The organism is Pseudomonas sp. B21-040 (assembly GCF_024748695.1).
GTDB lineage: Bacteria > Pseudomonadota > Gammaproteobacteria > Pseudomonadales > Pseudomonadaceae > Aquipseudomonas.
On the sequence record NZ_CP087176.1, the window covers coordinates 468,751 to 494,086 of the forward strand.

Below are 25,336 nucleotides of genomic sequence, written 5' to 3' on the forward strand. Positions count from 1 at the left end.
AGTGCAGGAACCACATTCGCCAATCACAGTCTCTACTGCTCGCGAGGAAGGTCGCCCGCCAGGAAAATCAAGGCCTTGCGCCTGAATAACCCTGGCATCCGTGGTGACTTTTCTTTATCGTACGCGCCCTTTGAAAATGCTCGGAAAATCAAAATGTTGGAAGCATCCCTAAGCCAATTGGAACAGCTGGTAAACGACCTGGTGCAACAGAACCAGGCACTGCTGGGCACCAACCAGACCCTGAGCGCGGAACTGGCTCAGGCCAAGGATGAAAACGAAAGCCTGCAGTTGAGCCTGATGGAACAGGAAGAGAAACAAGGCGCCACCGCCGCACGCATCCAGGCCCTGGTTGAGCGCGTCAGCGCTGGCCCAGTCAGCGCATGAGTGTGGGCGCCGCAGGGGTAAAAGTCGTCTCGATCCTGGGGGAGGACTATTCGATCAAGGCGCCGGCCGGGGAAGAGCAAACCCTGCTGGACGCCGCAATGATGTTGAAGGCTGCTTTGGCCGACACCAAAAGAAAGTACCCGACGCTGATCGGTGACCGCCTGTTGGTACTGGCCGCCATGAATCTGTGCTCGCAGCAGATCGAAATGAAAAAGCAGCACAAGCAGGAACTCGACCGTTACCAAGAGCAAGTCAGCGCCACGGTTGAAGTGATTTCCAAGACGATCAATCAGGCCTGATCGGCTTTGCGCACAACCAAAGAATAAATTGTCGTTTGCGTTGTATACAATCGGCACGGCTGTTGCAGTGTTTCAGCCTCTTATTCTTTGGGGGTGCTCCATGCAGTTCTGGCGACGCAGTATTCAATGGCAATTGATCCTGAGTATGGGCAGCGCGTTGCTGGTCAGTATTCTGATCGTGGTGGGCATCTATACCCTGGTGGTCAATCGACTGGCCCAGAACTATCTGGTCGAGCAAGCCTTGCCGTCGAGCATCGAAGCGATGCGCAACGACATCGAGCGCATCCTCGTCCAGCCCCTTACCGCCGCCAAGGACATCGCCAGCAACAGCATGGTGCGCGGCTGGCTGGCCGGGGGTGAAGACAGTGCCCAGGCCGGCACGTTTACGACCTATCTCGAAGGGATTCGCGCCGAGCACAAAGCCTTTACCGCAATTATTGTCGGCACCGCCTCCAACCATTACTTCACCGAAAAAGGCCTGGATCGGACCCTCAGCCGTTCCAATCCGAAAGACGCCTGGTTCTACTCATTTCTCGACAGCAACCAGCCGCGCACCCTCAATATCGATAACGACACGGCGACCGGAGAATTGGCGCTTTTCATCGACTTCAAAGTCGAGCAGGCCGGTAAAGTCGTGGGCGTTGCCGGGCTTGGCCTGAGCATGAAAGAGCTGTCGGAGCTGATTCACAATTTCAGTTTTGGTGAGCGCGGCAAGGTCTATCTCGTGCGTTCCGACGGTTTGATCCAGGTCCATCCTGAAGCGCAATTCAGCGGCAAACGCACGCTGTCTGAGCAGATTGGCGAGTCAGCAGCGCAAGCCGTCATTGGTCAAAAAGCCGCCACAACCAACAGTTTTACCCGGGACGGCGAAGACTTTCTCGCTTTAAGCCTGCCGCTGCGGGATCTGGGCTGGACCCTGGTGGCCGAAGTGCCGCAATCGCAGATTTACGCCGAAGCCCGCCGTGCCATGTGGATGAGCAGCGGCATCGGCCTGGCGGTGGCGCTGGTGTGCCTGTTATTGGTGGTTTTGCTGGCTCGTGGGCTGGTGCGGCCGATTCGTCAGGTAACAGCGGCACTGGTTGCCATTGGTAGCGGTGGTGGAGATTTGACCCACCGACTCGATGCCAGCCGCGCCGATGAACTGGGTGATCTGGCGCGCGGCTTCAACCGCTTTCTCGACAGTCAACGCGACATGATCGGTGAAGTGCTGACCACCAGCGAGCGTCTGCGCACTGCGGTCGGGCAGGTGGCGCGGGTGGTGGACAACACCGCCGAACGTTCCGGGCGCCAGCAGGAAATGACTGACATGGTTGTCACCGCCGTCCATGAAATGGGCCTGACCGTGCAGGAAATTGCCCAGAACGCTGGCAATGCCGCCGTCGCCTCACAAAATGCCCGTGACGAAGCGATGCAGGCGCGGGAAGTGGTCGGCGGGTCTATCCGGCATATAGAAAGCATGTCCGATGAAATCGGCATTGCTGCCGGCGCGGTGGGCGAGTTGGCCCATCAGGTCGCGTCTATCGATCAAGTGCTGGCGGTGATTCGCGGGATATCCGAACAGACCAATTTGCTCGCGCTTAACGCCGCCATCGAAGCGGCGCGAGCCGGTGACATGGGCCGCGGATTTGCAGTGGTGGCGGATGAAGTGCGCACATTGGCGCGGCGCACTCAGGCCTCCACCGATGAAATTCAGCAGATGATCGGCAGCCTCAAACAGGGCGCCGAAAACGCGGTGTCATCGATGCATTCCGGGCAAGCCGCGACGGGCACGGGTGTTGAATCGAGCCAGCGCACCGGGGCGTCGTTGACGGCGATCACCGGACAGGTGGAGCGCATCAGCGACATGAACCATCAGGTGGCGACTGCCACGGAAGAGCAGTCGGCGGTGACCGAAGAGATCAACCGCAACGTGCAGGGGATTTCTGATTTGGCTCGCGCGACCGCCGGGGAAGTCAGGGCGTGCCGTGAAGACTGTCAGACGCTGCAGCGCCTGGCGGATGATCTGGCACGGCAGATGGGTGGGTTTCGCTTGAAGTGATGCGTAACCGATCGTTCCCACGCTCCGCGTGGGAATGCCTCAATGGACGCTCCGCGTCCGCTTCTGGGACGCAGAGCGTCCCGGGCTACACACAACCAGCCTCCGGTTAAAACCACTCATCCTGCATGCCCAGGCACACATCATCCCGCGCCTCAAGCAACGCCAACTCATGGTGGCAACCCGGTACTTCCCAAGTCAGGAAGTACCGCGCCGCTTGCAGCTTGCCTTTATAGAAGCTGACATCCGCTGCGTTGCCCTTGGCCAAGCCTTCCTCGGCGCGGATCGCCTGTTCCAGCCAGCGCCAGCCAATCACCGTGTGCCCAAACACTTTCAGGTACAGCGCCGAGTTTGCCAGGCTGCTGTTGACCTTGCCTTGAGCCAGGTCGGTCAGCAGGCCGATGGTCACGGTTTGCAGGCGCGCCACCAGTTTTTCCAGCGGCTCACACAGCGCGGTAAGCGATTCAAACGCCTGTGCGCGCTTGGCGGTGTCGGCAATCAAGCGGATCAATTGCTTGAGCCCGGCGCCACCGTTCTGCGCCAGTTTGCGCCCCAGCAAATCCAGCGACTGAATGCCGTGAGTGCCTTCGTGAATCGGGTTCAGGCGGTTGTCTCGGTAGTACTGTTCCACCGGGTATTCGCGGGTATAGCCGTGGCCGCCGAGAATCTGGATCGCCAGTTCGTTGGCCTTCAGGCAAAACTCCGACGGCCAGGATTTGACGATAGGCGTCAGCAAATCCAGCAGCTCATGGGCCTGCTTGCGCTCGGCTTCCGTCTCGAGCGTGGTGGTGTCGTCGAACAATCGCGCGGCGTACAACCCCAGGTCGAACGAGCCTTCGACGTAGGCCTTCTGCGTCAGCAGCATGCGCCGGACGTCGGCGTGGGCAATGATCGCCACGGGTGCGGTGGTCGGGTCTTTGTTGTCCGGCACGCGACCCTGCGGACGCTCGCGGGCATACTCCAGCGAATACAGATACCCGGCGTAACCAAGCATCACCGCGCCCATGCCGACGCCAATCCGCGCTTCGTTCATCATCTGGAACATGTAGCTCAAACCCTGGTGCGGCTTGCCCACCAGGTAGCCGACACAGTCACCGTTATCGCCGAAATTCAATGCGGTGGAGGTGGTGCCGCGCCAGCCCATCTTGTGGAACAGACCGGCCAGCAACACGTCGTTGCGCTTGCCGAGGCTGCCGTCATCGTTGACCAGGAACTTGGGCACGATAAACAGCGAAATGCCCTTCACCCCGGCCGGTGCGTCCGGCAGCTTGGCCAGCACCATGTGCACGATGTTTTCTGACAACGGGTGATCGCCGCCGGAGATGAAGATCTTGTTGCCCTTGAGTCGATAGGTGCCATCAGGCGCAGGTTCGGCGCGGGTACGAATATCCGACAGTGACGAGCCCGCATGCGGTTCGGTGAGGGCCATGGTGCCGAAGAAGCGGCCATCGATCATCGGTTGCAGGAAGCGGCGCTTCTGCTCCTCGGTGCCGAAGCTTTCGATCAGGTTCGCCGCGCCCATGGTCAAGAACGGGTACGAGGTCGACGCCGCGTTGGCCGATTGGAAGTGCGCGAAGCAGGCCTGGGACAGCAAGGTAGGCAGCTGCATGCCGCCGGCGTCGAAACTGCGCGCGGCGTTGAGGAAACCGGCTTCGAGGAAGGCGTCGACGGCGGGTTTCACCTCAGGAATCAGAATCGCTTGACCGTCCTCATAACGAGGCTCGTTTTCGTCGCCCTTGCGGTTGTGCGGGGCGAAAAACTTTTCGGCGATGCTGCGGGCGGTGCCAATGGCGGCATCGAAGGTTTCGCGATTGTGTTCGGCGAAACGCTCACGCTGAGTCAGGCCCTCGGCATCGAGGACTTCATACAGCTCGAAAGCCAGATTGCGGGAACTGAGCAACGTCTCGGACATGGCGGCCTACCTTTTATTGGGATGGGCCGAGTCTAGGCTTGCTGATAAAGGCTGAACAGGATGATTGATGCTGGTGATGTTTGAGTAGTACAGCGATTGGGCTGGCGCCAAAAACCACTGTGGGAGCGGGCTTGCCCGCGATGGCGGCAGATCAGTCAATATCAATGGTGACTGATACATCGCAATCGCGGGCAAGCCCGCTCCCACAGGGATTATTGCTAAACCGGACACCGTTGCAGGTGCCCGGTTTATCGGTTTTAGCCGATGGTCATCAAGCTCGCATTACCACCCGCCGCAGCGGTGTTAACGCTTAACGCACGCTCAATCACCAGGCGCTCCAGCGCAATGTTGGTTTCGCCCTGAGACAAACCCTGAACACCGACAATGGCGCCCGCACGCTTGGCCACTTGCTGGCACACCGCACGCAGCTGATCGGAATGGCCGTGATGCAGAACCGCATCCAGCACCACTTCGTCTTTGTTCCAGTCGGACACCAGCTTGATCCGCGCCTGAACTTCCTTCGGCAGTCGTGCGAACAATGCCTTGCTCAGGTCAGTTTCCGGCCATACCGCCGAACCGCCGACAGCGAGTACCGCCGCCAGTTGAGTCAGCAGGTCGCCTTCGACTTCCGTCAGGCACAGCACGTGTTCGCGCGGCAGGATGGCGTAGCTGTTGCGCTCACCGGTCGGGCCCGCCAGTGTGCGGGTGATCCCGCTTTGCGATTGTGCTGCGTACTGCACGCACAGGGTGCTCAGGTCGGCAAACTTGTTGCCGTCAGCCCAGGCTTTCAGGGCGGTCAGCGGCTTGCTCATGGCATCACGCAGACGTACGTCCGGCGCAGCGATAGCGTCCCCACGAGCGAAGGATTGTTCGATCGCATCGGTAGGACGTGTCGACAGCAAGCGGTACAGGTACAGCGGACCACCAGCCTTCGGACCGGTCCCCGACAAACCTTCGCCGCCGAACGGCTGCACGCCAACCACGGCACCGACGATGTTGCGGTTCACGTAGACGTTACCGGCGTTGACGTTGTCGATCACCTTGGCGATGGTTTCGTCGATGCGCGTGTGCACGCCCAGCGTCAGGCCATAGCCGGAAGCGTTGATCTGACCGATCAGTTGATCGATGTCTTTGCGCTTGTAGCGAACCACGTGCAGTACCGGGCCGAAGATCTCGCGCTGCAACTCGTCAAAGCTTTCCAGCTCGATCAGGGTCGGCATCACGAAGGTGCCGCGTTTGACTTCTTCGCTGTTGGCGATGGCCACCTGGTATACGTTGCGACCTTTGTCGCGCATGGCCTGGATGTGTTTCTCGATGCCAGCCTTGGCTTCGGCGTCGATCACCGGGCCGATGTCCACGGACAGGCGCTCGGGATTGCCGAGGCGGCATTCAGCCATGGCACCTTTGAGCATTTCGATGACACGGTCGGCGGAATCTTCCTGCAAGCACAGCACGCGCAGTGCCGAGCAACGTTGGCCGGCGCTGTCGAAGGCCGACGACACCACATCAATCACAACCTGTTCGGTCAATGCCGAAGAGTCGACGATCATCGCGTTCTGGCCGCCGGTTTCGGCAATCAACGGAATCGGACGGCCCTGGCTGTCCAGGCGACCGGCGATATTGCGTTGCAGCAAACGAGCGACTTCGGTGGAACCGGTAAACATCACGCCTTTGACGCGATCATCACCGACCAGGCCGGCACCGACGGTTTCGCCACGGCCCGGCAGCAGTTGCAGCACGCCTTCCGGGATCCCGGCTTCGAGCAGCAAACGCACGGCTTGAGCGGCTACCAGCGGGGTTTGTTCCGCAGGCTTGGCCAGTACCGGGTTACCGGCGGCCAGCGCAGCAGCCACTTGACCACTGAAGATGGCCAGCGGGAAGTTCCACGGGCTGATGCACACCACCGGACCCAGTGGGCGGTGGGCGTCGTTGGTGAAATCGTTGCGGGCCTGCACCGCGTAATAACGCAGGAAGTCCACGGCCTCACGCACTTCGGCGATGGCGTTGGCGAAGGTCTTGCCGGCTTCGCGAGCCAACAGGCCCATCAGCGGCTGGATTTCGCCTTCCATCAAGTCGGCGGCACGTTCCAGAATCGCGGCGCGTTCAGCGGGCGGGGTGGCCTGCCAGATCGGCGCGGCGTTCAGGGCGCACTGGATCGCGTTATCAACGTCATCGACGGTGGCTTCCTGAACATGGCCAACCACGTCACGCAGATCGGACGGGTTCAGCACCGGTGCAGGTGTTTCAGTGCTGGAGGCGCAACCGAGCATCGGCGCGGCTTTCCAGTGGTTGTGAGCGGTGGCCAGCAGCGCGCAGGACAGGGAAGCCAGGCGATGTTCGTTGGCCATGTCGATGCCGCTGGAGTTGGCGCGCTCGGCACCGTACAGGTCACGCGGCAGCGGGATACGCGGGTGTGGCAAGCCGAAGCCGCCTTCCAGCGTCGCCATCTGCTCGATGCTGGCCACTGGATCGGCCACCAGTTCCTGAATCGAAATCGACTGGTCGGCGATACGGTTAACAAACGAAGTGTTCGCACCGTTTTCCAGCAGGCGACGTACCAGGTACGCCAGCAGTGTTTCGTGAGTACCGACCGGAGCGTACACGCGGCACGGACGGTTCAGCTTGCCTTCGGAAACTTTGCCTACAACCTGTTCGTACAGCGGTTCACCCATGCCGTGCAGGCACTGGAACTCGTACTGGCCAGGGTAATAGTTCTGACCGGCAATGTGATAAATGGCCGACAGCGTGTGGGCGTTGTGCGTAGCGAATTGCGGGTAGATGACTTCCGGTACCGACAGCAGTTTGCGGGCGCAAGCGATGTAGGAAACGTCGGTGTACACCTTGCGGGTGTAGACCGGATAGCCTTCCAGGCCTTCGACTTGGGCGCGTTTGATCTCGCTGTCCCAGTACGCGCCTTTTACCAGACGGATCATCAGGCGATGACGGCTGCGGCGAGCCAGGTCGATCACGTAGTCGATCACGTACGGGCAACGCTTCTGGTACGCCTGGATCACGAAACCGATGCCGTTCCAGCCGGTCAGTTGCGGCTCGAAGCACAGGCGCTCCAGCAGATCCAGCGACAGCTCGAGGCGGTCAGCTTCTTCAGCATCGATGTTCAGGCCGATGTCGTACTGCTTGGCCAGCAAGGTCAGCGACAACAGGCGCGGGTACAACTCGTCCATCACGCGCTCGTATTGCGCGCGGCTGTAACGCGGGTGCAAAGCGGACAGCTTGATCGAAATGCCCGGGCCTTCATAAATCCCACGACCGTGAGAGGCTTTGCCGATCGAGTGAATGGCTTGTTCGTACGAGGCCAGGTACTTCTGGGCATCGTGCTCGGTGAGTGCCGCTTCACCCAGCATGTCGTAGGAATAGCGGAAGCCCTTTGCTTCGAACTTGCTGGCATTGGCCAAGGCTTCGGCGATGGTTTCGCCGGTGACGAACTGCTCGCCCATCAGGCGCATGGCCATGTCGACGCCCTTGCGGATCATCGGCTCGCCGCTCTTGCCAATGATGCGGCTCAGCGACGAAGTCAGGCCGGCTTCGTTATGCGTGGCGACCAGTTTGCCGGTCAGCAACAGACCCCAGGTGGCGGCGTTGACGAACAGCGACGGACTGTTGCCCAGGTGCGGCTGCCAGTTACCGGTGCTGATCTTGTCGCGGATCAGCGCATCGCGAGTGCCTTTGTCCGGGATGCGCAGCAGCGCTTCGGCCAGGCACATCAGCGCCACGCCTTCCTGGGACGACAGCGAGAATTCTTGCAGCAGGCCCTGCACGATGCCAGCACGGCCACCGGCACTCTTCTGGTTGCGCAGTTTTTCGGCAATCGAGGCAGCGAGCTTGTTGGTAGCTTCAGCCATGGCGACCGGCAGGCGAGCCTGTTCGATCAACATCGGCACCACTTCCGGCTCGGGGCGACGGTAGGCGGCGGTGATCGAGGCGCGCAGTACCGATTGCGGCAGGATGCTTTCGGCGAATTCGAGGAAGCACTGGTGGGCGTGATCCAGAGGCGCATCGACGGTGTCGTCGGAATCCTTGGTCAAACCGTTCAGCTCGGTCAGGGTTGCACCACCCTCGAGTTTTTCCAGGTAATTAAAGATTGCCTGCTTGATCAGCCAGTGTGGCGTGCGATCAATCGAGGACGCAGCGGCCTTGAGGCGCTCGCGTGTCGGGTCGTCAAGTTTGACCCCAAGGGTGGTGGTAGCCATATTTTTATCCTCATGTTTGCCACGACCGCGTGGCATCAGCTGGCGGCAAGATTAGCCGTGCAACTGTTGAGGTGCAACCGGGTGCAACCCTTTTTTTGCCGGAATAATAGGCAGCTCGTCAGGAAATAAATTCTGGTACGCCAGTGCTGCATTCAGTTGGTGCTTTTTAGAGCGGTCGACGTTCGTGCTTGCTCCGAAAAGGAGCAAAAGCGCTGCTTTTAATTATATTTCCGACTAGGTGCAACTTATTCTCAAAAAATGGGTTGCACCTTATTTGCTTTGTTGAATAGCATTCGCGCCCCAAGGTGCAACCCGTAAAAATACGGGTGCACCGGCTGATGGCTTTCCTGGGGAAACATCAGTCATAAATGCGCGGGACCCTGGATCGTCTGTCAAACGTCGTCGTTTGCGTGCGGTTCACCAACCGCCGCTACATAAAAACAAAGCCAGGGCGTAACTCAATGAGCGTAAGCAATCCAACCCTGATCACGTTCGTGATCTACATCGCAGCAATGGTGCTGATCGGCTTGATGGCCTATCGCTCCACCAACAACCTTTCTGACTACATTCTGGGCGGTCGCAGCCTGGGCAGCGTCGTGACGGCATTGTCCGCCGGCGCCTCCGACATGAGCGGCTGGTTGTTGATGGGCCTGCCGGGCGCCATCTACATGTCTGGTCTGTCCGAAAGCTGGATCGCCATCGGCCTGATCATCGGTGCGTACCTGAACTGGCTGTTCGTCGCCGGCCGTCTGCGTGTGCAGACCGAGCACAACGGTGATGCCCTGACCCTGCCGGATTACTTTGCCAGCCGTTTCGAAGATAAAAGCGGTCTGCTGCGGATCATCTCCGCGATCGTGATTCTGGTGTTCTTCACCATCTATTGCGCATCCGGCATCGTGGCCGGCGCCCGTCTGTTCGAAAGCACCTTTGGCATGTCTTACGAGACAGCGCTGTGGGCCGGTGCTGCGGCGACGATTGCCTACACCTTCGTTGGCGGTTTCCTGGCAGTAAGCTGGACTGACACCGTACAAGCCACGCTGATGATCTTCGCCCTGCTGCTGACGCCGATCATCGTGCTGCTGGCCACCGGTGGCGTCGACACCACGTTCCTGGCCATCGAAGCGCAGGACCCAAGCAACTTCGACATGCTGAAGAACACCACCTTCATCGGCATCATTTCGTTGATGGGCTGGGGCCTGGGCTACTTCGGTCAACCGCACATCCTGGCGCGTTTCATGGCGGCGGATTCGGTCAAGTCGATCGCTAACGCCCGTCGCATCTCCATGACCTGGATGATCCTGTGCCTGGGCGGCACCGTGGCTGTGGGCTTCTTCGGTATTGCCTACTTCTCGGCGCACCCTGCCGTGGCCATGCCGGTTTCTGAAAACCACGAGCGTGTGTTTATCGAACTGGCGAAAATCCTGTTCAACCCATGGATCGCCGGCGTGCTGCTGTCGGCCATCCTGGCTGCCGTCATGAGCACCCTGAGCTGCCAATTGCTGGTGTGCTCGAGCGCCCTGACCGAAGACTTCTACAAAACCTTCCTGCGCAAATCCGCTTCCCAGCTCGAACTGGTCTGGGTCGGCCGCGCCATGGTGCTGGTGGTTGCACTGATCGCCATCGCGTTGGCCGCTAACCCGGAAAACCGTGTACTGGGCCTGGTCAGCTACGCCTGGGCTGGTTTCGGTGCTGCGTTCGGTCCGGTTGTCCTGATCTCCGTGATCTGGAAAGACATGACTCGCAACGGCGCACTGGCCGGTATCCTGGTCGGCGCGATCACCGTGATCGTCTGGAAACACTTCGAACTGCTGGGTCTGTACGAAATCATCCCTGGTTTCATCTTCGCCAGCCTGGCGATCTACATCGTCAGCAAACTGGGCACGCCGACTCACGGCATGCTGCAGCGTTTCGCTGCTGCCGAGGCAGATTTCCGCCTGAACAAATGATTGCGATGAGCTGATGCTCTGACCTTTTGCAGAACATGAAAACGGCCCGCTTCCTTTTGGAGGCGGGCCGTTTTTTTATGGCGCAGATCTCGTGCTATCGAAGTTCTAATGTGGGAGCGAGCTTGCTCGCTCCCACAGGGATTGGTGGTGGTTTTGAGGGAGATGTCTGTAGCCAAACGCACTGATTTTTGAAGGACAAATCTCTTAAAAAGTAGGGAAAGTCTGATTTTCTTGTCCCTCCCTCAACACCCCTTGTCGCTCATGCAGAATCGCTCGCCTTCATTCTGCAGAGACACATCGGATGTTCGCGCCTGCCAATCAACCGCGTTTCACGTTGACCCTCGACGGCGTCCAGAATGAGCTCAAGGTCCTTGAGTTCACGGGCAAGGAAGCCATCAGCCAGCCCTACCGTTTTGACCTGGAACTGGTCAGTGACCGACCGGACATCGAGCTTGAAAGCCTGCTGCACCGTCAGGCGTTTCTGAGTTTCGATGCGCAAGGTAGCGGTATCCACGGTCAGATTTTTCGGGTCGGCCAAAGCGACTCCGGAAAACGTCTGACGGGCTACCAGATCAGCCTCGTGCCGCGACTGGCCTACCTTGGTCAGCGCATCAACCAGCGGATCTTTCAGCACAAAAACGTACCTGCGATCATCGCGCAGGTGCTCAAGGACCATGGCATCCAGCGCGATGCGTTCGAGTTTCAACTCGGCAGCGACTACGCGGCTCGCGAGTACTGCGTGCAGTACGCCGAAAGCGATTTGGCGTTTATCCAGCGACTGTGTGCCGAGATCGGCATTCACTACCACTTCCAGCACAGCCCCGACGGGCATCTGTTGGTGTTCGGCGATGACCAGACGGTTTTCCCTCGTCTGCCCGAGACGACGCTGTACCTGCCCGGCAGCGGAATGGCGGCGGATGCGCCGGCCATCAAGCGCTTCAACGTGCGCCTGGAAACCCGCACCACAGCGGTTGCCCGTCGCGATTACGACTTTCGGAAACCGCGCCTGCAACTCGATAACCGAGTCGACAGCGAACAGCGGCCGGTGCTGGAGGATTATCACTTTCCCGGCCAGTTCACTGATCGCGAACACGGCAGACAACTGACCCAACGCGCACTTGAACGGCACAACGCGGACTTCCGTCAGGCTGAAGGTAAAGGCGACGATTCGGCGCTGGTTTGCGGACATTTCCTGCACCTCGCCGAGCATCCACGTCAGGCATGGAACGACCTCTGGCTGATCACTGAAATCGAACATCGCGGCCGCCAGCCGCAAGTGCTGGAAGAGTCGGCCACCAGCGATGACCCGGATGATTTTCAGGGCTATCGCAATACGTTTCTAGCGACGCCGTGGGACGTTTCGTTTCGCCCGCCGCTGGGGCCGCAAAAGCCTCGAATGCTTGGCTATCAACCCGCCGTGGTCACCGGCCCGGCCGACAGCGAAATCCATTGCGACGAGTTCGGGCGGGTCAAGGTTCAGCTCGCCTGGGACCGCGACGGTCAACTTAACGAGCATTCCAGTTGTTGGCTGCGCGTTGCGACAGGCTGGGCGCATGACCGTTATGGCAGCGTGCTGATCCCGCGCGTCGGCATGGAAGTGCTGGTCGGATTTATCGATGCGGATGCCGACAACCCACTGGTGATGGGTTGCCTGCCGAACGCGGCGACTCCCGTTCCACTGGACCTGCCGGCGGACAAAACCCGCAGCATTTTCCGCAGCCAGAGCAGTCCCGGTGGCGGCGGCTACAACGAATTACGCATCGAGGATCGTAAAGGCGCCGAGGAAATCTACCTGCGCGCCCAGCGAAACTGGACCCAGCACGTGTTGAATGATCAACAGGTGTAGGTCGATAACCAGCGCAGCATTGTCGTTACCGGCACTGCTCGCCATGAGTTGAAGGCTGACGAGCAGCGCATCACCCATGGCCAACGCCAGGCCGAAGTGAAGCTCGACGATCACTTGGTGGTGAAGGGTGATCGGCACATCCGCGTAACCAGTCAGGCGCTCAGCGCCAGTCAGCAATTCCACGTCAGCGCCGGTCAGCAAGTGGTCATCGACGGCGGCGCCAGCGCGACGATTCAGGCGGGCGGGCAGTGGATCAATATCGGCCCGGGCGGGATTTTCAGCAGCGTGCCGATTCAGGTCGGTGGCGCGTTGATGCCGGCGATGGCGGCTGCGCCGGTGTCGCCGAATACACCGTTGAAACTCGCCGCTGCGCCTGCAGCGGTGTTGAGCGCGGCGCAGATCATGAGCCTGAAAAGTGATGCGCCGTTTTGTGAGGAATGTGAGCGTTGTAAGGATGGGGTATGCCCTACGCCGAATACTTTAAGCGGTGCGCCCAAGGCGTCATCCGTTACACCTGCTTCAACTGTTGAACCTGGTTTCCATATTGTTGAACAGGGGATGTCCCGGTCTGCGCTCGAATCAATATTGTTTCCACAGCCGGCCCCGGCAGTACTGGAAAAATTTCGAAGCCTGAATCCGCAGCTCACTCAATACGCCAGGCCTGGTCAATTGATCGTCTTGAGCGATCCGCGCAATACGCAATGCACGCGTGAAGAAGCGTTGCTGATGGAGGCAGCGCAAAAAGTTGATGCAGCGCTTGAGCCGTTGAGTGATGCGGAAGCGGAGTTTATGGCGCGTCACCATGGGGAGATTCAATCCTTTCTTTCGCATGGCTCGACAGGTGTTGGCGTTGGTTCAGCGATGTTCGGTAAGCACTTGGGCAACTTGAAAAAGACCCTTGTAGAGCTTGAAACCCTGCACAAGCGCACCTTCGATAAACACGGAAAACTGCAGGGCGCGGATTTCTTTAACGAGCGTAAAAAGTTGATGGGGCGGCTGGATAACAGCCTTGGATCATTGGTGCGTAAAGGCGTGGGTATTCCGGATCATCCAAAACTGAAAAATGCGCTGGGGATATCAAGTCGCAGCCTGGTGCACCATTGGAGCAAGGCGGGTACAGCTGGAGGGATTCCGGGGTACGCGACGCATATTGATGGGGTGAGTAAAGCTGGGAAAGTGATGAAGTTGGGTGGTTGGGTTGGGGTTGGGTTGGGGGCTTCGGCTTCGGGAGTAAAAGTGAGAGAGGTTTGTCGGACTGGGCGTGAGCAAGAGTGCAAGAAAGTCAAAGTCACTGAAAGCGGGAAGCTGGTGGGGGCTGTGGCTGGAAGCACGATTGGTTCGAAGGTGGCTAGCTCTGCTTGTGTGGCAATCACTTGGACCGGATATGGTGCAATTGCCTGTGCCATTGTTATGGCGGGAGTCGGCGCAGTCGGTGGTGGCCTTATCGGCGAGGAAATTGGTGAAGGAATTGGCGAAAAAATTTACGAGTGGCGCGAGTGATGCTGGATGCAGAAGACATCTATTTCATGTTCGCGATTTTCAATATTGCATCGGGAATCGGAGTGCTTTTTGTTCAGCTCTATCTTGTGTTTTTTGAGCTTGAGAATATTTTTGCCGCGTTGCCGAATTCGTATGGCGCTGAACTGCGAAAGCCTTTTTTAAATGGGGGAGTGTTTAGCAAAATATTTGTAGTTGGAAATATAGCCATGATGCTCTGTTTTCATAAGAGGTCGATAAAAGGTGGGGATTTGAGTCAGTACGATTACGACAATTTCCCGTCAAAAATAAAATTTCAGTTGCGAGCGATGCATCTGGTATCGCTATTCCTCGGCGTGATGATGCTTGTGCTTTTTGCGTTGGGAAAGTACATGGGGTGGCTCAAGTAGGGGGGGCAAAAATAATGCCTCAACCTTTCTCTCTCTTTACGCGCTATCAAGATGATAAATACATATGACAGATGACGATGAGGTCTTATTTGTCTTGGTCACTGGCGGGATGTTTTTTGGTCTTGGGTTTATTTTTATTGTGGGCCAATTGTATCTGGCGTGCTTTCAATTAAAAAAAATAATTGGTTGTTTGAGTAACTCTCGTGGGGTTTTACTGCGTAAGCCTTTAATGGATGATGGTGTTTTTGGTGTCTTTTTCATGTTGATTTGTATAGGGGCTTTTTTTATGTTTCCGTCTAAGTCGATCAGGTGTGGAAACTTAGATGAAAATGATTATTTGAGTTTTCCTCGGGGGCTTTTGAGTTGTATAAAATTTCTTTATGCAGCTGGTGTTGGAGGAGGGGTGGCAATGTTTGTGCTTTTTTTTGGTGGGAAATATATGGGCTGGATTGAGTGATTTTATCTCGCTGGTGCATTAAATGAGTTTCTTGATTTTATATGCGATTTACTGGGCAGGTCCGGACGCATTTGAAGCCGTGCTCAATCGGATATTTCCCGTTGTAGGTTTTCTATTCGTTGCGTCAATAGCGGTGATGTTTTATTTGGCGTGTTTCAAAATGGACAAAATACTCGACGCTATGAGCCGATCTGAAGTGGTGACATTGCGCAGCCCAATTAAGGGGCAGTGTTTTCGCTCCAGGTATGAGGCATTGTTTGTTATCTGGTATGTTTTAACGTTTCGCGACTTGGCACTAAAACGTGGGCATTTGAATGAGCGCGACTACGATGATTTTTCTATTGGTTTGCGATGGTTGATTAGAGGTAGTTGCAGCAGCATCTACTTTGTATTTTTCTGTTTTATCCTCGTTGAGTGGATTTATGAGTCTTTGAGTTGGGTCGATTGGCTGTTAACAACTCTGGATTATTTGGTTTGGTGGATGGCTGAAGTTAGAGGTGGTTTCTATGAGCGGTGATTGCATCAAAAACTGGCTACAAATCCATCCCCTTAACAGCACGGAACAACTCTTCGCCATCTTCAGTAACGCTAGCGCTGCCGAGCCGTTCAAGGCTTGGCAGGCGTTAGCGAATGCTCATGCTCCCAGCCCTATTTGGGCCGACACGATTTACTCCGAGTGGGATGCGGTGATGCCTTATGTGGGAATTGTCGACGCAGACAGTGGGTTTCTGGATTGGGTACCGACCACTGAATCCCGAGACTGGGGCTGGTTGGCGGTGTCTTCGGCGAGCCTTGAGGCGGTGGTTGCGCATTTGCGCAGCCTCACCCAGGTCAAGCTGCCGGATGGTAAAGCGGTGTTTTTCCGTTTTTGGGATGGGCGTTACTTGCTGCCGATTTTGCAGTCGGCTGAAGTGAGTGCCTCGGAATTGCTGCCGGTGATTGAGCGGTGTTTGATCAATGGGCAGTCGGTTGATATCGGTGGCAGTGCGTTGCAAACATCGAAGGTTTTTCCATGGTGGGAGGTTTCTGAATCCCTGCTGCAACACCTCGGTGCTGAAGATGCTTCGACCCTGATCAACAATCTGGTGCGGTGGCTGAGTGAGGAGCATCCGGGCCTGTTCGAGGCGTTTTCAGAGGGGGTGTTGCGACGCAAGGTCGAGATGTTTCTTGCGACGCCTGACCTGCCTGGTGGACCGAAAGCCGAGTTGTTGGAGCACTTGATGGCGGAGCTGGAATGATCGGGTGTAGGGCCAGTCGAAATTTCTGGGCAAGGTCGTCGGACGTTTCCTTCAAGTTGTGGCGGCTTTCATGAACTGGTTTGAAATGTTCTCCATCGATAGTCTTTGGCTGTCACCGCGCAAGTGGTGGCAGGGTGTAGGAGCCCTCACTCATGATGCAACAGCTCTGTCGTTTGATTGCGGCACTTAATGTGTGCCCATAAAATCGTTCGCGGCGGCTGTGCGCGGGACACGCTTCGGCGTGACCGAGGTTCATGAGTGCTCGGTACTCCTACTCCTGCGCATGGCTGCCACCCAAACCTGTAGGAGGGGGCGTTTGGCAGCTCGTATTTCTCACTCATGGAAATTACAAATGACGACGTTAACGCCGGATCCACCCTACGAAAAACCCATTCCCCACCCCAAAAGCCGCTTCATGGCACTCACCAGCAACTGCACTGAAATGCCCACGCTGTTCGTCGATACCCACGCCCCGCTCGATGTTTTAACCGAAGCCGCCAGCTACCGAATCCGCGCCGTCACCCAAGTGCTGGAAAACATGTCCATGCGTGGGTCTGTCGAGTGTGAGTCGTTCATCCTCAGTGATTTCGCTTTGCTGTGCGCCATCCCGTTGCGCGATGGGTGCGATGTGCTGGATGTTATCGGGCGGCGATTGCGGGCTCGGGCTTCGGAATAGCGCTGACAGAACACGCTTTGTAGCAGCTGGCGAAGCCTGCGTCCGGCTGCGCAGCAGTCGTAAAATCAGGTTTCGCGGTGTTTCAGGCTCTCCTTGCAAGCTGGATTTACGACTGCTGCGCAGCCGGACGCAGGCTTCGCCAGCTGCTACAAAGAGCGTTGCAGGGGCTGTCGCAGCAGTCTCCGCAATCGCCCGCTCGGCTGCGAAGCCCTGACGTTCGCCTCGGTACAAGGTAAACTTCCCGGCCTTCGCAGGAGCAATCATGAATTATCGTCACGCCTTCCATGCCGGCAATCACGCCGATGTGTTCAAACACCTGACTTTGACCCGCCTCATCGCCCTGATGTCGCGCAAGGAGCAGCCGTTTGCCTATCTCGATACTCACGCCGGCATTGGTCTGTATGACCTGCAGGGTGATCAGGCGAGCCGTACCGGTGAGTACCTGGAAGGTATTGCGCGTCTGTGGGATCAGCCTGATCTGCCGGAGCTGACCGCCGATTACATGAAGGTGCTGCACGACATGAACCCGGATGGCCAGTTGCGCTATTACCCGGGTTCCCCTGAGCTGGCGCGGCGTCTGACGCGGCCGCAGGATCGGGTAATGCTCAACGAGAAGCATCCGGAAGACGGTTTGCTGCTCAAGGACAACATGGCGGGCGATCGCCGGGTCAAGGTGCATCTGGGCGAAGGTTGGCATGTGCCGCGTGCGATGTTGCCGGTGCAGGAGAAGCGCGCGGTGATGTTGATCGATCCGCCGTTCGAGCAGCTCGATGAGATGCAGCGTTGTGCGGCATCGCTCAAAGAGGCGATTGGCCGGATGCGCCAAACCGTGGCGGCGATCTGGTACCCGGTGAAGGACCAGCGCATGTTGCGTCGTTTCTATCAGGACCTGGCGGGCACGGGCGCGCCGAAGCTGTTGCGCGTGGAGTTGCTGGTGCATCCGCTGGATACGCCGAACAGCCTGAACGGCTCCGGGATGGCGATTGCCAATCCGCCGTGGGGTCTGGAAGAGGAATTGCGCGAGCTGCTGCCGTGGTTGTCCAAGAAACTTGGGCAAACCCAGGGCGGGTGGCAGATGGATTGGTTGATCGCTGAGAGTTGATCAGTTGGTGATGATCGTTCCCACGCTCTGCGTGGGAATGCAGCCCGGGACGCTCCGCGTCCCAACAGCGGACGCGGAGCGTCCATTGAGGCATTCCCACGCAGAGCGTGGGAACGATCAATCTGAAATCAAATCGGGCAGGTCACGCCCGTGCCGCCAATCCCGCAATACCCTTCAGGGTTCTTGGCCAGGTACTGCTGGTGATACGCCTCGGCGAAGTAGACCGTCGGGGCCTGGTCGATTTCGGTGGTGATCTCGCCTTTGCCGGCCTTGGTCAGTTCGGTCTGGAACACTGCCTTGCTGTTGAGTGCCGCGTCCAATTGCTCCTGGGTGGTGGCATAGATCACCGAGCGGTACTGAGTGCCGATGTCGTTGCCCTGACGCATGCCTTGGGTCGGGTTGTGCAGTTCCCAGAACATTTTCAACAGCGCTTCGTAGCTGACTTTCGCCTTGTCGTACACCACCAGCACCACTTCGCTGTGGCCAGTCAGGCCTGAGCAGACTTCTTCATACGTTGGGTTCGGCGTGTAGCCGCCGGCGTAACCCACCACGGTGCTGACCACGCCTTCGCGCTGCCAGAAGCGACGTTCCGCGCCCCAGAAGCAGCCGAGGCCGAAGATCGCGAAGTCGACGTCCTCGAAGAACGGGCCCAGCAGTGGTGTGTCGGTAAAAACAAAATGCTTTTCAGGCAGGTTCATCGCGGTTTCGCGGCCAGGCAGAGCTTGTTCTTTTGTTGGAAGCACGTTTTTGTTCACCAGAATTTCCGAGCGCAAGACCATGATCAGTCCCCTCAGTCAGGTTGAGTGTAATTGGTCAGACACGCAGTTTGCCCGAGTGTTACGCCGATGTCAGGCGAACGGGCCACGCGGGTAGCGCTTGAGCTTTTCGATCAGCTCGGCGCCGGGGATTGGTCGGTCGAACAGGTAGCCCTGGCCGACGTCGCAGCGGTGACGGCGCAAGAAGGCCAACTGCTCGGCCGTCTCGATGCCTTCGGCCACGACCTTGAGTTTCAGGTTGTGGGCCATGGCGATCACCGCGGAGGTGATTTCCATGTCGTCCTGGTTGTCCGGGATTTCGTGGATGAAGCTGCGATCGATCTTGATGATGTCGATCGGGAATTTTTTCAGGTAGCTGAGCGACGAGTATCCGGTGCCGAAGTCATCCATGGCCAGGGTCAGGCCCAGGCGCTTGAGTTGATCAAGCTGCAAGTGCGTGTCTTCGGTGGCTTCCAGCAGCAGGCCTTCGGTGAGTTCCAACTCCAGCAGGTGGGCTGGCAGCGCTTCTTCCTTGAGGATGGTCGCGATGGACGACACCAGGTCCGGGTCGGAGAACTGTTTGGGTGACAGGTTGATCGCCACTTGAAGATTGCCCAGGCCGGCGGCGCTCAGCGCCTTGCTCATGCGGCAGGCCTGGCGGGCGATCCATTTGCCGATCGGGATGATCAGCCCGGTTTCTTCGGCGACGCTGATGAACTGGTCCGGGCGGATCATGCCTTTGTCGGGGTGGTTCCAGCGCAACAACGCTTCCATCCCCAGCAGGCGGCCACTGCGCAAGCACAGCTTGGGCTGATAGAACACGTCCAGCTCGTTCTGGGTGAGGGCGCGGCGCAGGTTGTTCTCGACGAACAGCTTGTAGCTGGCCTCGGCATTCAGCGCTTCGGTGAACACCTGGACCTGATGCTTGCCGTTGGCCTTGGCCTTGTGCAGCGCCAGGCCGGCGTTGCGCATCAGGGTTTGCGGGTCACGACCATGCAGCGGCGCGCAGGCCAGGCCCACGGAGCCGGTGACGCTGATCAACTGGTTGTCGACGAACATCGGCTTGTCGAGGGTCATCAGCAATTGATTGGCGACCTGCAGGCCGGTGCGCATATCGGTGTTGTCCAGCAACACAGCGAATTCGTTACTGGCGAAGCGCGCCAGGCTGCCACTCGGGCTCAGGCTGTTGCGCAGGCGTCGGGCCAGGCTGATCAACAGTTTGTCGCCGGTCTGGTGACCGAGGCTGTCGTTGATCCGCTTGAAGTTGTCGATGTCCACCAGCAACAGGCAGATGGGCGTATCGGTGTCGCGGGCGAAGCGTTCATCGAGGTTGCGGATGAAGGCGGGGCGGTTGCCGAGATTGGTCAGGTTGTCGGTGTAGGCCAGGCGCTCGATGCGCTGCTGGGCGAGTTTGGTCTGGGTGATGTCTTCGTAAATGCCGATGTAATGCGTCAACTCGCGGTTATCGCCGTACACCTTGGAGATTGATAACTGCCCCCAGTACGGTTCGAGGTTCTTTCGTCGGCTCTTGAATTCGCCTTGCCAGCTGTTGCTCTTGGCCAGTGCCGAGGGTGCGTCGAACAGCAATTCACTGAGGTTCTCCAGTGCCGGCAGTTCCGACAGCCGCTGGCCGTGGACTTCTTCGGTGGTGTACTGGGTGATCGCGGTGAAGCTGGGGTTGACGTATTCCACCACGCCGTCGCAATTGACCAGCAAAAAGGCGTTGGCGCTTTGCTCGACCGCACGCTGGAACAGGTGCAGGGCGCTGGTGGCGGTGCGGCGGTTGTGGTTGTTGATGACTTGGGCGAACTGATCCGCCAGCTCGCCGGCAAACGCGATTTCGTCCGACTGCCAGGCGCGGGTAGCACCCGTCTGCTCCAGGCAGAGCACGCCGACCACTTGACCGTCGACGCGGATACTGGCGTCGAGCATCGCGTTCACATCGCGCGGGCGCAGGCTCTCGGCCATGTCCCGGGTGCGCGGATCACGCATGGCGTTATGGGCGTCAATGGCGCGGCTGCTGTGCAGGGCTTCGAGGTAGTCGGGGAAGCCGCTGACGTCGATCGGGTCCGGCAGCAGATATTCCCCGCTGACGCGGTGAAAAGCCGAAATCGGCACCAGCATCGAGTCTTCGAGGTTCCACAGGCTGGCGCAGTCGATTTCGTAGATATCGCAGGCGCTGCGGGTGATCAGTTCGGCGGCTTCTTTCAGAGAATTGTTGCTGCTGTAGCGCTGGCGGGTCAGCAACAGGATCAGGTCCTGCTGGGCGCGCACCCGGTCCAGATGCTGCAACTGTTCCTGCTGGGCGCGCTGGTTGAGTTCCAGGGCGATTTGCAGGCGCGAGTTCTGGGTCTCCAGATCCTGCGCGGGGGATAGCTGAAAGTCCTTGAAGAGGTCGTCGACGACCAGCAAATAGCCGCGCAACAAGTGCCGATTGTGCTGTTTATAGGCTTCGCCCAGTTCCAGCAGGTTCAAGGCGCCAGAGGCGGTGTGCAAGGTGTAGCGGATCTGGTAATTCGGACTGTCGGTGAGTTGCTGCTGGACCGCGTCATGCAACTGATAGCGCGCTTCGGGCTCCATCAGGCTGGCGTAGGGTGAGTCGACCAGCGCACACAGGTCCACGGCCGGCAGACCGAAATGACGTTCGCAATTAGGATCGAGAAACAGCAGCGCCCAGCTAGGTTCATTCAGCCGTTCGAAACGCAGCATGCCGAGCCGCGAGGGCACAGGCAACTGCGTCACTACCTCGGCCACCATTCGGCTGGCGGCATCGGGTTGGCTTTTCATTGAGGGAAACTCACTTCGAATGTGCTGATCGCGCCGGGCTCTCGCCCTCTTAACTGTTGTCTGCGGCAAGGTTGCATCATTGCGGCACTGACTGACAAGAGACATGAAGGCCAAGTGCTATAAGAATATGTCGGCAGGAGGGAAGTTTTCTCCAGCGCGCGCTTAAAACTTATGCATTTGGCCTTCTTTACTAGGCCAGAGGGATATTGATCGCTTGTAATGGTTTGCCGTCCCGGTCGTGGTAATTAACCTGAATGTGCTCTCTATCAACGACCAGATGGGCAAAATTGTCCTGGCTGACCACCTGGCTGGTCAGTTCATGACGGTAGTCCCCCGCAGCCGTTTTCGCCAACGGCTGATCCAGGATGAACGTGGAGGCCTTGGCATAAGGCAGCAGTTTGCTGTTGCACAGGGGCGAGGAAACGATGGTGTGCACCTCGAAGTCCGGGTCTTTGCTGTGGGTCAGTCGACTCGTCAGGGAGCCGTGGACATCGCCCGACACGAAGATCACGTTCTTGATGCGGTGCGTACGAATCGTTTCCAGCAATCGCAGGCGTTGTTCCGGGAAGGCTTTCCAGGCGTCATCGCCCAAGGTTTTGCGGTCGGGGTAGAACATCACGCTGGTTACCACAAATTTGACCCGGGCCGGGCTGTGGATCAGCCATTTGCACAGCGCCTGTTCCTGTTCTTCATCAAGGATACGGCGATCATCGGCCGACAAATTGCGTCGAGTGCGGCTGTCGGTGACAAACCATTCAATATCGCCGTTGGCGAACTGATACCAATACTGTTCGAGCTTTCTGCTTATCTGTCCGTCGGCAAGTAATTCATGCGCAGGGCTATGGCTGGCTTGATATAACTCATACGCTGCGATGGCGTTTTTGTATAAGTAATCGTCCGTCTTGCTTTTGTTGGCAGGCCAGTTGTCTTCTATTTCATGGTCGTCGAGGATCATGTAAGTTGGAGTGCCGGACATTAACTTGCTGATGTTGGGTTGAGAAAAAGCAATTCGGTACTTGCTGAGTATTTCCTTGTACTCGCGGTCGGGAGCAATAACGTTCAAGTCATCGACGTAGATTTGATCGCCTGTCATCAACGTGGCGCTGATGGGCGGCTCCGCCCGCTGCGCAAGGTGTGCGATCGAAGCGAAAATCCGGTCGCCCAGGTGCGGGGCCGACGGTATCCCTGCGGTCATTCGAAGGTAGCGGCATGAGCCAACGATATACGCCCGCAGCGTGGTGATTTTGCTGGACTGCGTACGAAAGCGATAAATATCCCGAGGCCATTGCAATGGCAGCTCCTGGACCGTCTCCACGGTATGCACCGGGCTCATCGGGCTGAACCAGCCGGCCTGATATTCGTACTCGGTGTCGCTGGCCAATTCATTGAGTGCAATCACATCGCTCATGTCGCGCACGATCATCAGTTTTACAAATTCGCCTCGGGACCAGTGCTCTTCACCCAGGCGTCGATAACGAACACCCGCAAATACCAATGAAGTGTCTTGAAGTTTGCCGCGAAGAAAAATGCGCGCGTGGTTTGTAGTTGTGTGGCCAATAATAGGGCCGACAGTCGGTTTAAACATATTCGAATCCATTCGAAGTGGCGCTAACTAAGTAGAAGGGGTTGCAGTATTTAAAAGAAAATACTGTCGAACTAAGACTAGTTAGTACGCAAAAAAAATATCGAGCGAAAGTGGACTGGCGTTGTGGCCGACGTCAGCAACGAATGTAGGAAGAAACTTTCTGCCAGGCAAAAAAAGCCCCGCCAAATTGGCGGGGTTGAGGTACGAGCGTGGCGCTCGGAAAACGTGGAACGCGAACGGCCCTCCGGTGAGAGAGGGCCGTTCGGTGTTACAGCAGGATGGTGCGGATGTCCGCCAGCAGGTCGCTCAGACGCTTGGTGAAGCGTGCAGCAGCGGCGCCGTTGATCACACGGTGATCGTAGGACAACGACAACGGTAGCATCAGTTTCGGCTGGAAGGCTTTGCCGTCCCAGACTGGCTGGATGGTTGCCTTGGAAACACCAAGGATCGCCACTTCCGGCGCGTTGACGATCGGCGTGAAGCCGGTGCCGCCAATGTGGCCAAGGCTGGAAATGGTGAAACAGGCGCCTTGCATGTCGTCAGCGGTGAGCTTCTTGTCGCGGGCTTTGGCGGCCAGCGCAGCGGCTTCGGCTGCCAGTTGCAACAGGCTCTTCTGATCGACGTTTTTGATGACCGGTACCAGCAGGCCTTCAGGGGTGTCGACCGCGAAGCCGATGTTCACGTACTTCTTGCGGATGATCGCTTTGCCGCTTGGTGCCAGCGAACTGTTGAAGTCCGGCAGTTCCTTGAGCAGGTGCGCGCACGACTTGAGCAGCAGCGGCAGGATGGTCAGCTTGACGCCAGCCTTCTCTGCAACGGCTTTCTGAGCGTTGCGGAACGCTTCCAGGTCGGTGATATCAGCCGAATCGAACTGAGTCACGTGCGGAATGTTCAACCAGCTGCGGTGCAGGCTCGACGCGCCGATTTGCATCAGGCGAGTCATCGGCACTTCTTCGGTTTCACCGAAGCGGCTGAAGTCCACGACCGGAATCGGCGGGATGCCCGCGCCGCCGGTTGCGCCAGCCGCAGCGGCCGGTGCTTCCTTGGCCTTCTGCATCATGGCTTTGACGTAAACCTGCACGTCTTCTTTCAGGATGCGACCGTGCGGGCCACTGGCGCCGACGGCGTTCAGCTCGACGCCGAACTCACGGGCCAGTTGGCGTACAGCCGGGCCGGCGTGAACCTTGGCGCCTGGCTTGGCCGGTGCAGCGGCAGGTGCAGCAGCTACCGGAGCAGCAGCCGGTGCGGCGGCAGGAGCTGGAACGCTCGGTGCAGCAACGGCCGGAGCCGGGGCAGCGGCAGGCGCAGCGCCTTTGACTTTGAGCGTGAGGATCAGGTCGCCGGTGCCGACTTCGTCATCGAGCTTGATGGAAACGCTTTCCACCACGCCAGCGGCAGGCGACGGGATTTCCATGCTCGCCTTGTCGGATTCCAGGGTGATCAGCGACTGGTCGGCTGCAACGGTGTCGCCGGCCTTGACCAGGACTTCGATGATCTTGGCCTTGCCCGACGAACCGATGTCCGGAACGTGGATGTCCTGAATGCTGTCGGCAACCGGTGCAGCCGGGGCTGCTGCAGGAGCAGGCGCAGCGGCAGCAGCTGGAGCGGCAGCCTGGGCTGGAGCAGCAGCCGGTGCCGCGGCACCCGCCACTTCCAGATCCAGGATCAGGTCGCCAGTGCCGACTTCGTCGTTGAGCTTGACGCTGATGGCCTTGACCACGCCAGCGGCAGGCGACGGGATTTCCATGCTCGCCTTGTCGGACTCCAGGGTGATCAGCGATTGATCAGCTGCGACGGTGTCGCCGACCTTGACCTGGATCTCGATGATCTGGGCCTTGCCCGCCGAACCGATGTCCGGCACGTGCACTTGCTGAACGCTGGCAGCAGCCGGCGCAGCAACAGGAGCAGCGGCAGGCGCAGCAGCCGGTTTGGCTTCAGCCTTGGCGGCTGGTGCAGCGGCAGCCGCAGGGGCCGCGGCTGCGGCACCTTCGACTTCCAGCTCCAGCAGTTCGTCGCCTTCTTTCAGGCGATCGCCCAGCTTCACTTTCAGGCTCTTGATGATACCGGCCTTCGGCGCAGGCACTTCCATGCTCGCCTTGTCCGACTCAAGTGTCAGGATGCTCTGGTCGGCTTCGATACGGTCGCCGACCTTCACAAACAGTTCAATTACTTCACCTTCACCGCTGCCGATGTCAGGTACGCGAATGAGTTCGCTCACAG

The 25,336-nt window shown here is 58.3% G+C and carries 16 protein-coding genes and 2 pseudogenes; 12 read left to right on the top strand and 6 right to left on the bottom strand.

From position 1 onward, the window contains the following. Positions 1 to 153: 153 nt before the first annotated feature. The 4 genes and pseudogenes from LOY55_RS02145 to LOY55_RS31105 all read left to right on the top strand — a co-directional run bounded on the left by LOY55_RS02145 (position 154) and on the right by LOY55_RS31105 (position 2,721). A complete protein-coding gene (locus LOY55_RS02145) occupies positions 154 to 384 on the top strand; it encodes a hypothetical protein (RefSeq protein ID WP_027922060.1) in 231 nt (76 codons plus the stop codon). After that, positions 381 to 683, top strand: a complete 303-nt coding sequence (locus LOY55_RS02150) for a cell division protein ZapA (RefSeq protein ID WP_046031129.1) — start codon at positions 381 to 383, stop codon at positions 681 to 683. Before LOY55_RS02145 ends, LOY55_RS02150 begins: the two co-directional genes overlap by 4 nt. A gap of 145 nt (positions 684 to 828) precedes the next feature. Further along, positions 829 to 1,857, top strand: a pseudogene (locus LOY55_RS31100) (cache domain-containing protein); the annotation flags it as partial. A 132-nt stretch (positions 1,858 to 1,989) separates the two neighbouring features. Next, a complete protein-coding gene (locus tag LOY55_RS31105) occupies positions 1,990 to 2,721 on the top strand; it encodes a methyl-accepting chemotaxis protein (RefSeq protein ID WP_408980990.1) in 732 nt (243 codons plus the stop codon). A gap of 106 nt (positions 2,722 to 2,827) precedes the next feature. Here LOY55_RS31105 and LOY55_RS02160 read toward each other — a convergent pair whose 3' ends face one another. After that, positions 2,828 to 4,630 carry an acyl-CoA dehydrogenase gene (locus tag LOY55_RS02160; RefSeq protein WP_258667550.1) on the bottom strand — a complete coding sequence of 601 codons (1,803 nt, stop codon included), beginning with the start codon at positions 4,628 to 4,630 and terminating at the stop codon, positions 2,828 to 2,830. Between the two features lie 257 nt (positions 4,631 to 4,887). Then, positions 4,888 to 8,838, bottom strand: coding sequence for a trifunctional transcriptional regulator/proline dehydrogenase/L-glutamate gamma-semialdehyde dehydrogenase (putA, locus tag LOY55_RS02165; RefSeq protein WP_258667552.1), 3,951 nt, complete (start codon positions 8,836 to 8,838; stop codon positions 4,888 to 4,890). A 461-nt stretch (positions 8,839 to 9,299) separates the two neighbouring features. Here putA and putP point away from each other — a divergent pair, with 461 nt between their 5' ends. The 8 genes and pseudogenes from putP to LOY55_RS02205 all read left to right on the top strand — a co-directional run bounded on the left by putP (position 9,300) and on the right by LOY55_RS02205 (position 17,989). Beyond that, positions 9,300 to 10,784, top strand: a complete 1,485-nt coding sequence (putP, locus tag LOY55_RS02170) for a sodium/proline symporter PutP (RefSeq protein WP_046031125.1) — start codon at positions 9,300 to 9,302, stop codon at positions 10,782 to 10,784. Positions 10,785 to 11,085: 301 nt separating this feature from the next. Beyond that, a pseudogene (locus LOY55_RS02175) lies at positions 11,086 to 13,095 on the top strand (type VI secretion system tip protein VgrG); the annotation flags it as partial. A 1,034-nt stretch (positions 13,096 to 14,129) separates the two neighbouring features. Then, positions 14,130 to 14,516, top strand: a complete 387-nt coding sequence (locus LOY55_RS02180; RefSeq protein WP_046028308.1) for a hypothetical protein — start codon at positions 14,130 to 14,132, stop codon at positions 14,514 to 14,516. Between the two features lie 64 nt (positions 14,517 to 14,580). Beyond that, complete coding sequence (locus tag LOY55_RS02185; protein ID WP_223525430.1) at positions 14,581 to 14,973, top strand: hypothetical protein; 393 nt, start codon at positions 14,581 to 14,583, stop codon at positions 14,971 to 14,973. Positions 14,974 to 14,995: 22 nt separating this feature from the next. Beyond that, positions 14,996 to 15,490, top strand: coding sequence for a hypothetical protein (locus LOY55_RS02190; protein ID WP_109785402.1), 495 nt, complete (start codon positions 14,996 to 14,998; stop codon positions 15,488 to 15,490). Continuing rightward, a complete protein-coding gene (locus LOY55_RS02195) occupies positions 15,480 to 16,211 on the top strand; it encodes a DUF4123 domain-containing protein (RefSeq protein ID WP_223525429.1) in 732 nt (243 codons plus the stop codon). Before LOY55_RS02190 ends, LOY55_RS02195 begins: the two co-directional genes overlap by 11 nt. Positions 16,212 to 16,563: 352 nt before the next feature. Beyond that, positions 16,564 to 16,887: a hypothetical protein gene (locus LOY55_RS02200; protein ID WP_109785404.1), complete on the top strand. Its 324-nt coding sequence runs from the start codon at positions 16,564 to 16,566 to the stop codon at positions 16,885 to 16,887. Between the two features lie 262 nt (positions 16,888 to 17,149). After that, on the top strand, positions 17,150 to 17,989 hold the full coding sequence (locus LOY55_RS02205) for a 23S rRNA (adenine(2030)-N(6))-methyltransferase RlmJ (RefSeq protein WP_223525428.1): 840 nt from the start codon (positions 17,150 to 17,152) through the stop codon (positions 17,987 to 17,989). 128 nt (positions 17,990 to 18,117) lie between these two features. Here the strand turns inward: LOY55_RS02205 and msrA are convergent, their stop codons facing one another. From msrA to aceF, 4 genes are all read right to left on the bottom strand, one after another. After that, positions 18,118 to 18,768: a peptide-methionine (S)-S-oxide reductase MsrA gene (gene msrA, locus LOY55_RS02210; RefSeq protein WP_109785406.1), complete on the bottom strand. Its 651-nt coding sequence runs from the start codon at positions 18,766 to 18,768 to the stop codon at positions 18,118 to 18,120. Between the two features lie 69 nt (positions 18,769 to 18,837). Next, positions 18,838 to 21,531 carry a bifunctional diguanylate cyclase/phosphodiesterase gene (locus LOY55_RS02215; protein ID WP_109785407.1) on the bottom strand — a complete coding sequence of 898 codons (2,694 nt, stop codon included), beginning with the start codon at positions 21,529 to 21,531 and terminating at the stop codon, positions 18,838 to 18,840. Between the two features lie 190 nt (positions 21,532 to 21,721). Beyond that, a complete protein-coding gene (locus LOY55_RS02220) occupies positions 21,722 to 23,116 on the bottom strand; it encodes an alkaline phosphatase D family protein (protein ID WP_223525427.1) in 1,395 nt (464 codons plus the stop codon). A gap of 268 nt (positions 23,117 to 23,384) precedes the next feature. Then, positions 23,385 to 25,334 carry a dihydrolipoyllysine-residue acetyltransferase gene (gene aceF, locus LOY55_RS02225; protein ID WP_109785409.1) on the bottom strand — a complete coding sequence of 650 codons (1,950 nt, stop codon included), beginning with the start codon at positions 25,332 to 25,334 and terminating at the stop codon, positions 23,385 to 23,387. Positions 25,335 to 25,336: the final 2 nt, after the last annotated feature.

Bases quoted from the DNA above. Each gene is read 5' to 3' on its own strand.
- LOY55_RS02195 (WP_223525429.1), top strand. From the start codon at position 15,480: ATGAGCGGTGATTGCATCAAAAACTGGCTACAAATCCATCCCCTTAAC.
- LOY55_RS02180 (WP_046028308.1), top strand. From the start codon at position 14,130: ATGCTGGATGCAGAAGACATCTATTTCATGTTCGCGATTTTCAATATT.
- LOY55_RS02220 (WP_223525427.1), bottom strand. From the start codon at position 23,116: ATGTTTAAACCGACTGTCGGCCCTATTATTGGCCACACAACTACAAAC.
- LOY55_RS02215 (WP_109785407.1), bottom strand. From the start codon at position 21,531: ATGAAAAGCCAACCCGATGCCGCCAGCCGAATGGTGGCCGAGGTAGTG.
- LOY55_RS02145 (WP_027922060.1), top strand. From the start codon at position 154: ATGTTGGAAGCATCCCTAAGCCAATTGGAACAGCTGGTAAACGACCTG.
- LOY55_RS02190 (WP_109785402.1), top strand. From the start codon at position 14,996: ATGAGTTTCTTGATTTTATATGCGATTTACTGGGCAGGTCCGGACGCA.
- LOY55_RS02200 (WP_109785404.1), top strand. From the start codon at position 16,564: ATGACGACGTTAACGCCGGATCCACCCTACGAAAAACCCATTCCCCAC.
- LOY55_RS31105 (WP_408980990.1), top strand. From the start codon at position 1,990: ATGGTTGTCACCGCCGTCCATGAAATGGGCCTGACCGTGCAGGAAATT.
- LOY55_RS02185 (WP_223525430.1), top strand. From the start codon at position 14,581: ATGACAGATGACGATGAGGTCTTATTTGTCTTGGTCACTGGCGGGATG.
- msrA (WP_109785406.1), bottom strand. From the start codon at position 18,768: ATGGTCTTGCGCTCGGAAATTCTGGTGAACAAAAACGTGCTTCCAACA.
- LOY55_RS02150 (WP_046031129.1), top strand. From the start codon at position 381: ATGAGTGTGGGCGCCGCAGGGGTAAAAGTCGTCTCGATCCTGGGGGAG.
- putP (WP_046031125.1), top strand. From the start codon at position 9,300: ATGAGCGTAAGCAATCCAACCCTGATCACGTTCGTGATCTACATCGCA.
- LOY55_RS02160 (WP_258667550.1), bottom strand. From the start codon at position 4,630: ATGTCCGAGACGTTGCTCAGTTCCCGCAATCTGGCTTTCGAGCTGTAT.
- LOY55_RS02205 (WP_223525428.1), top strand. From the start codon at position 17,150: ATGAATTATCGTCACGCCTTCCATGCCGGCAATCACGCCGATGTGTTC.
- putA (WP_258667552.1), bottom strand. From the start codon at position 8,838: ATGGCTACCACCACCCTTGGGGTCAAACTTGACGACCCGACACGCGAG.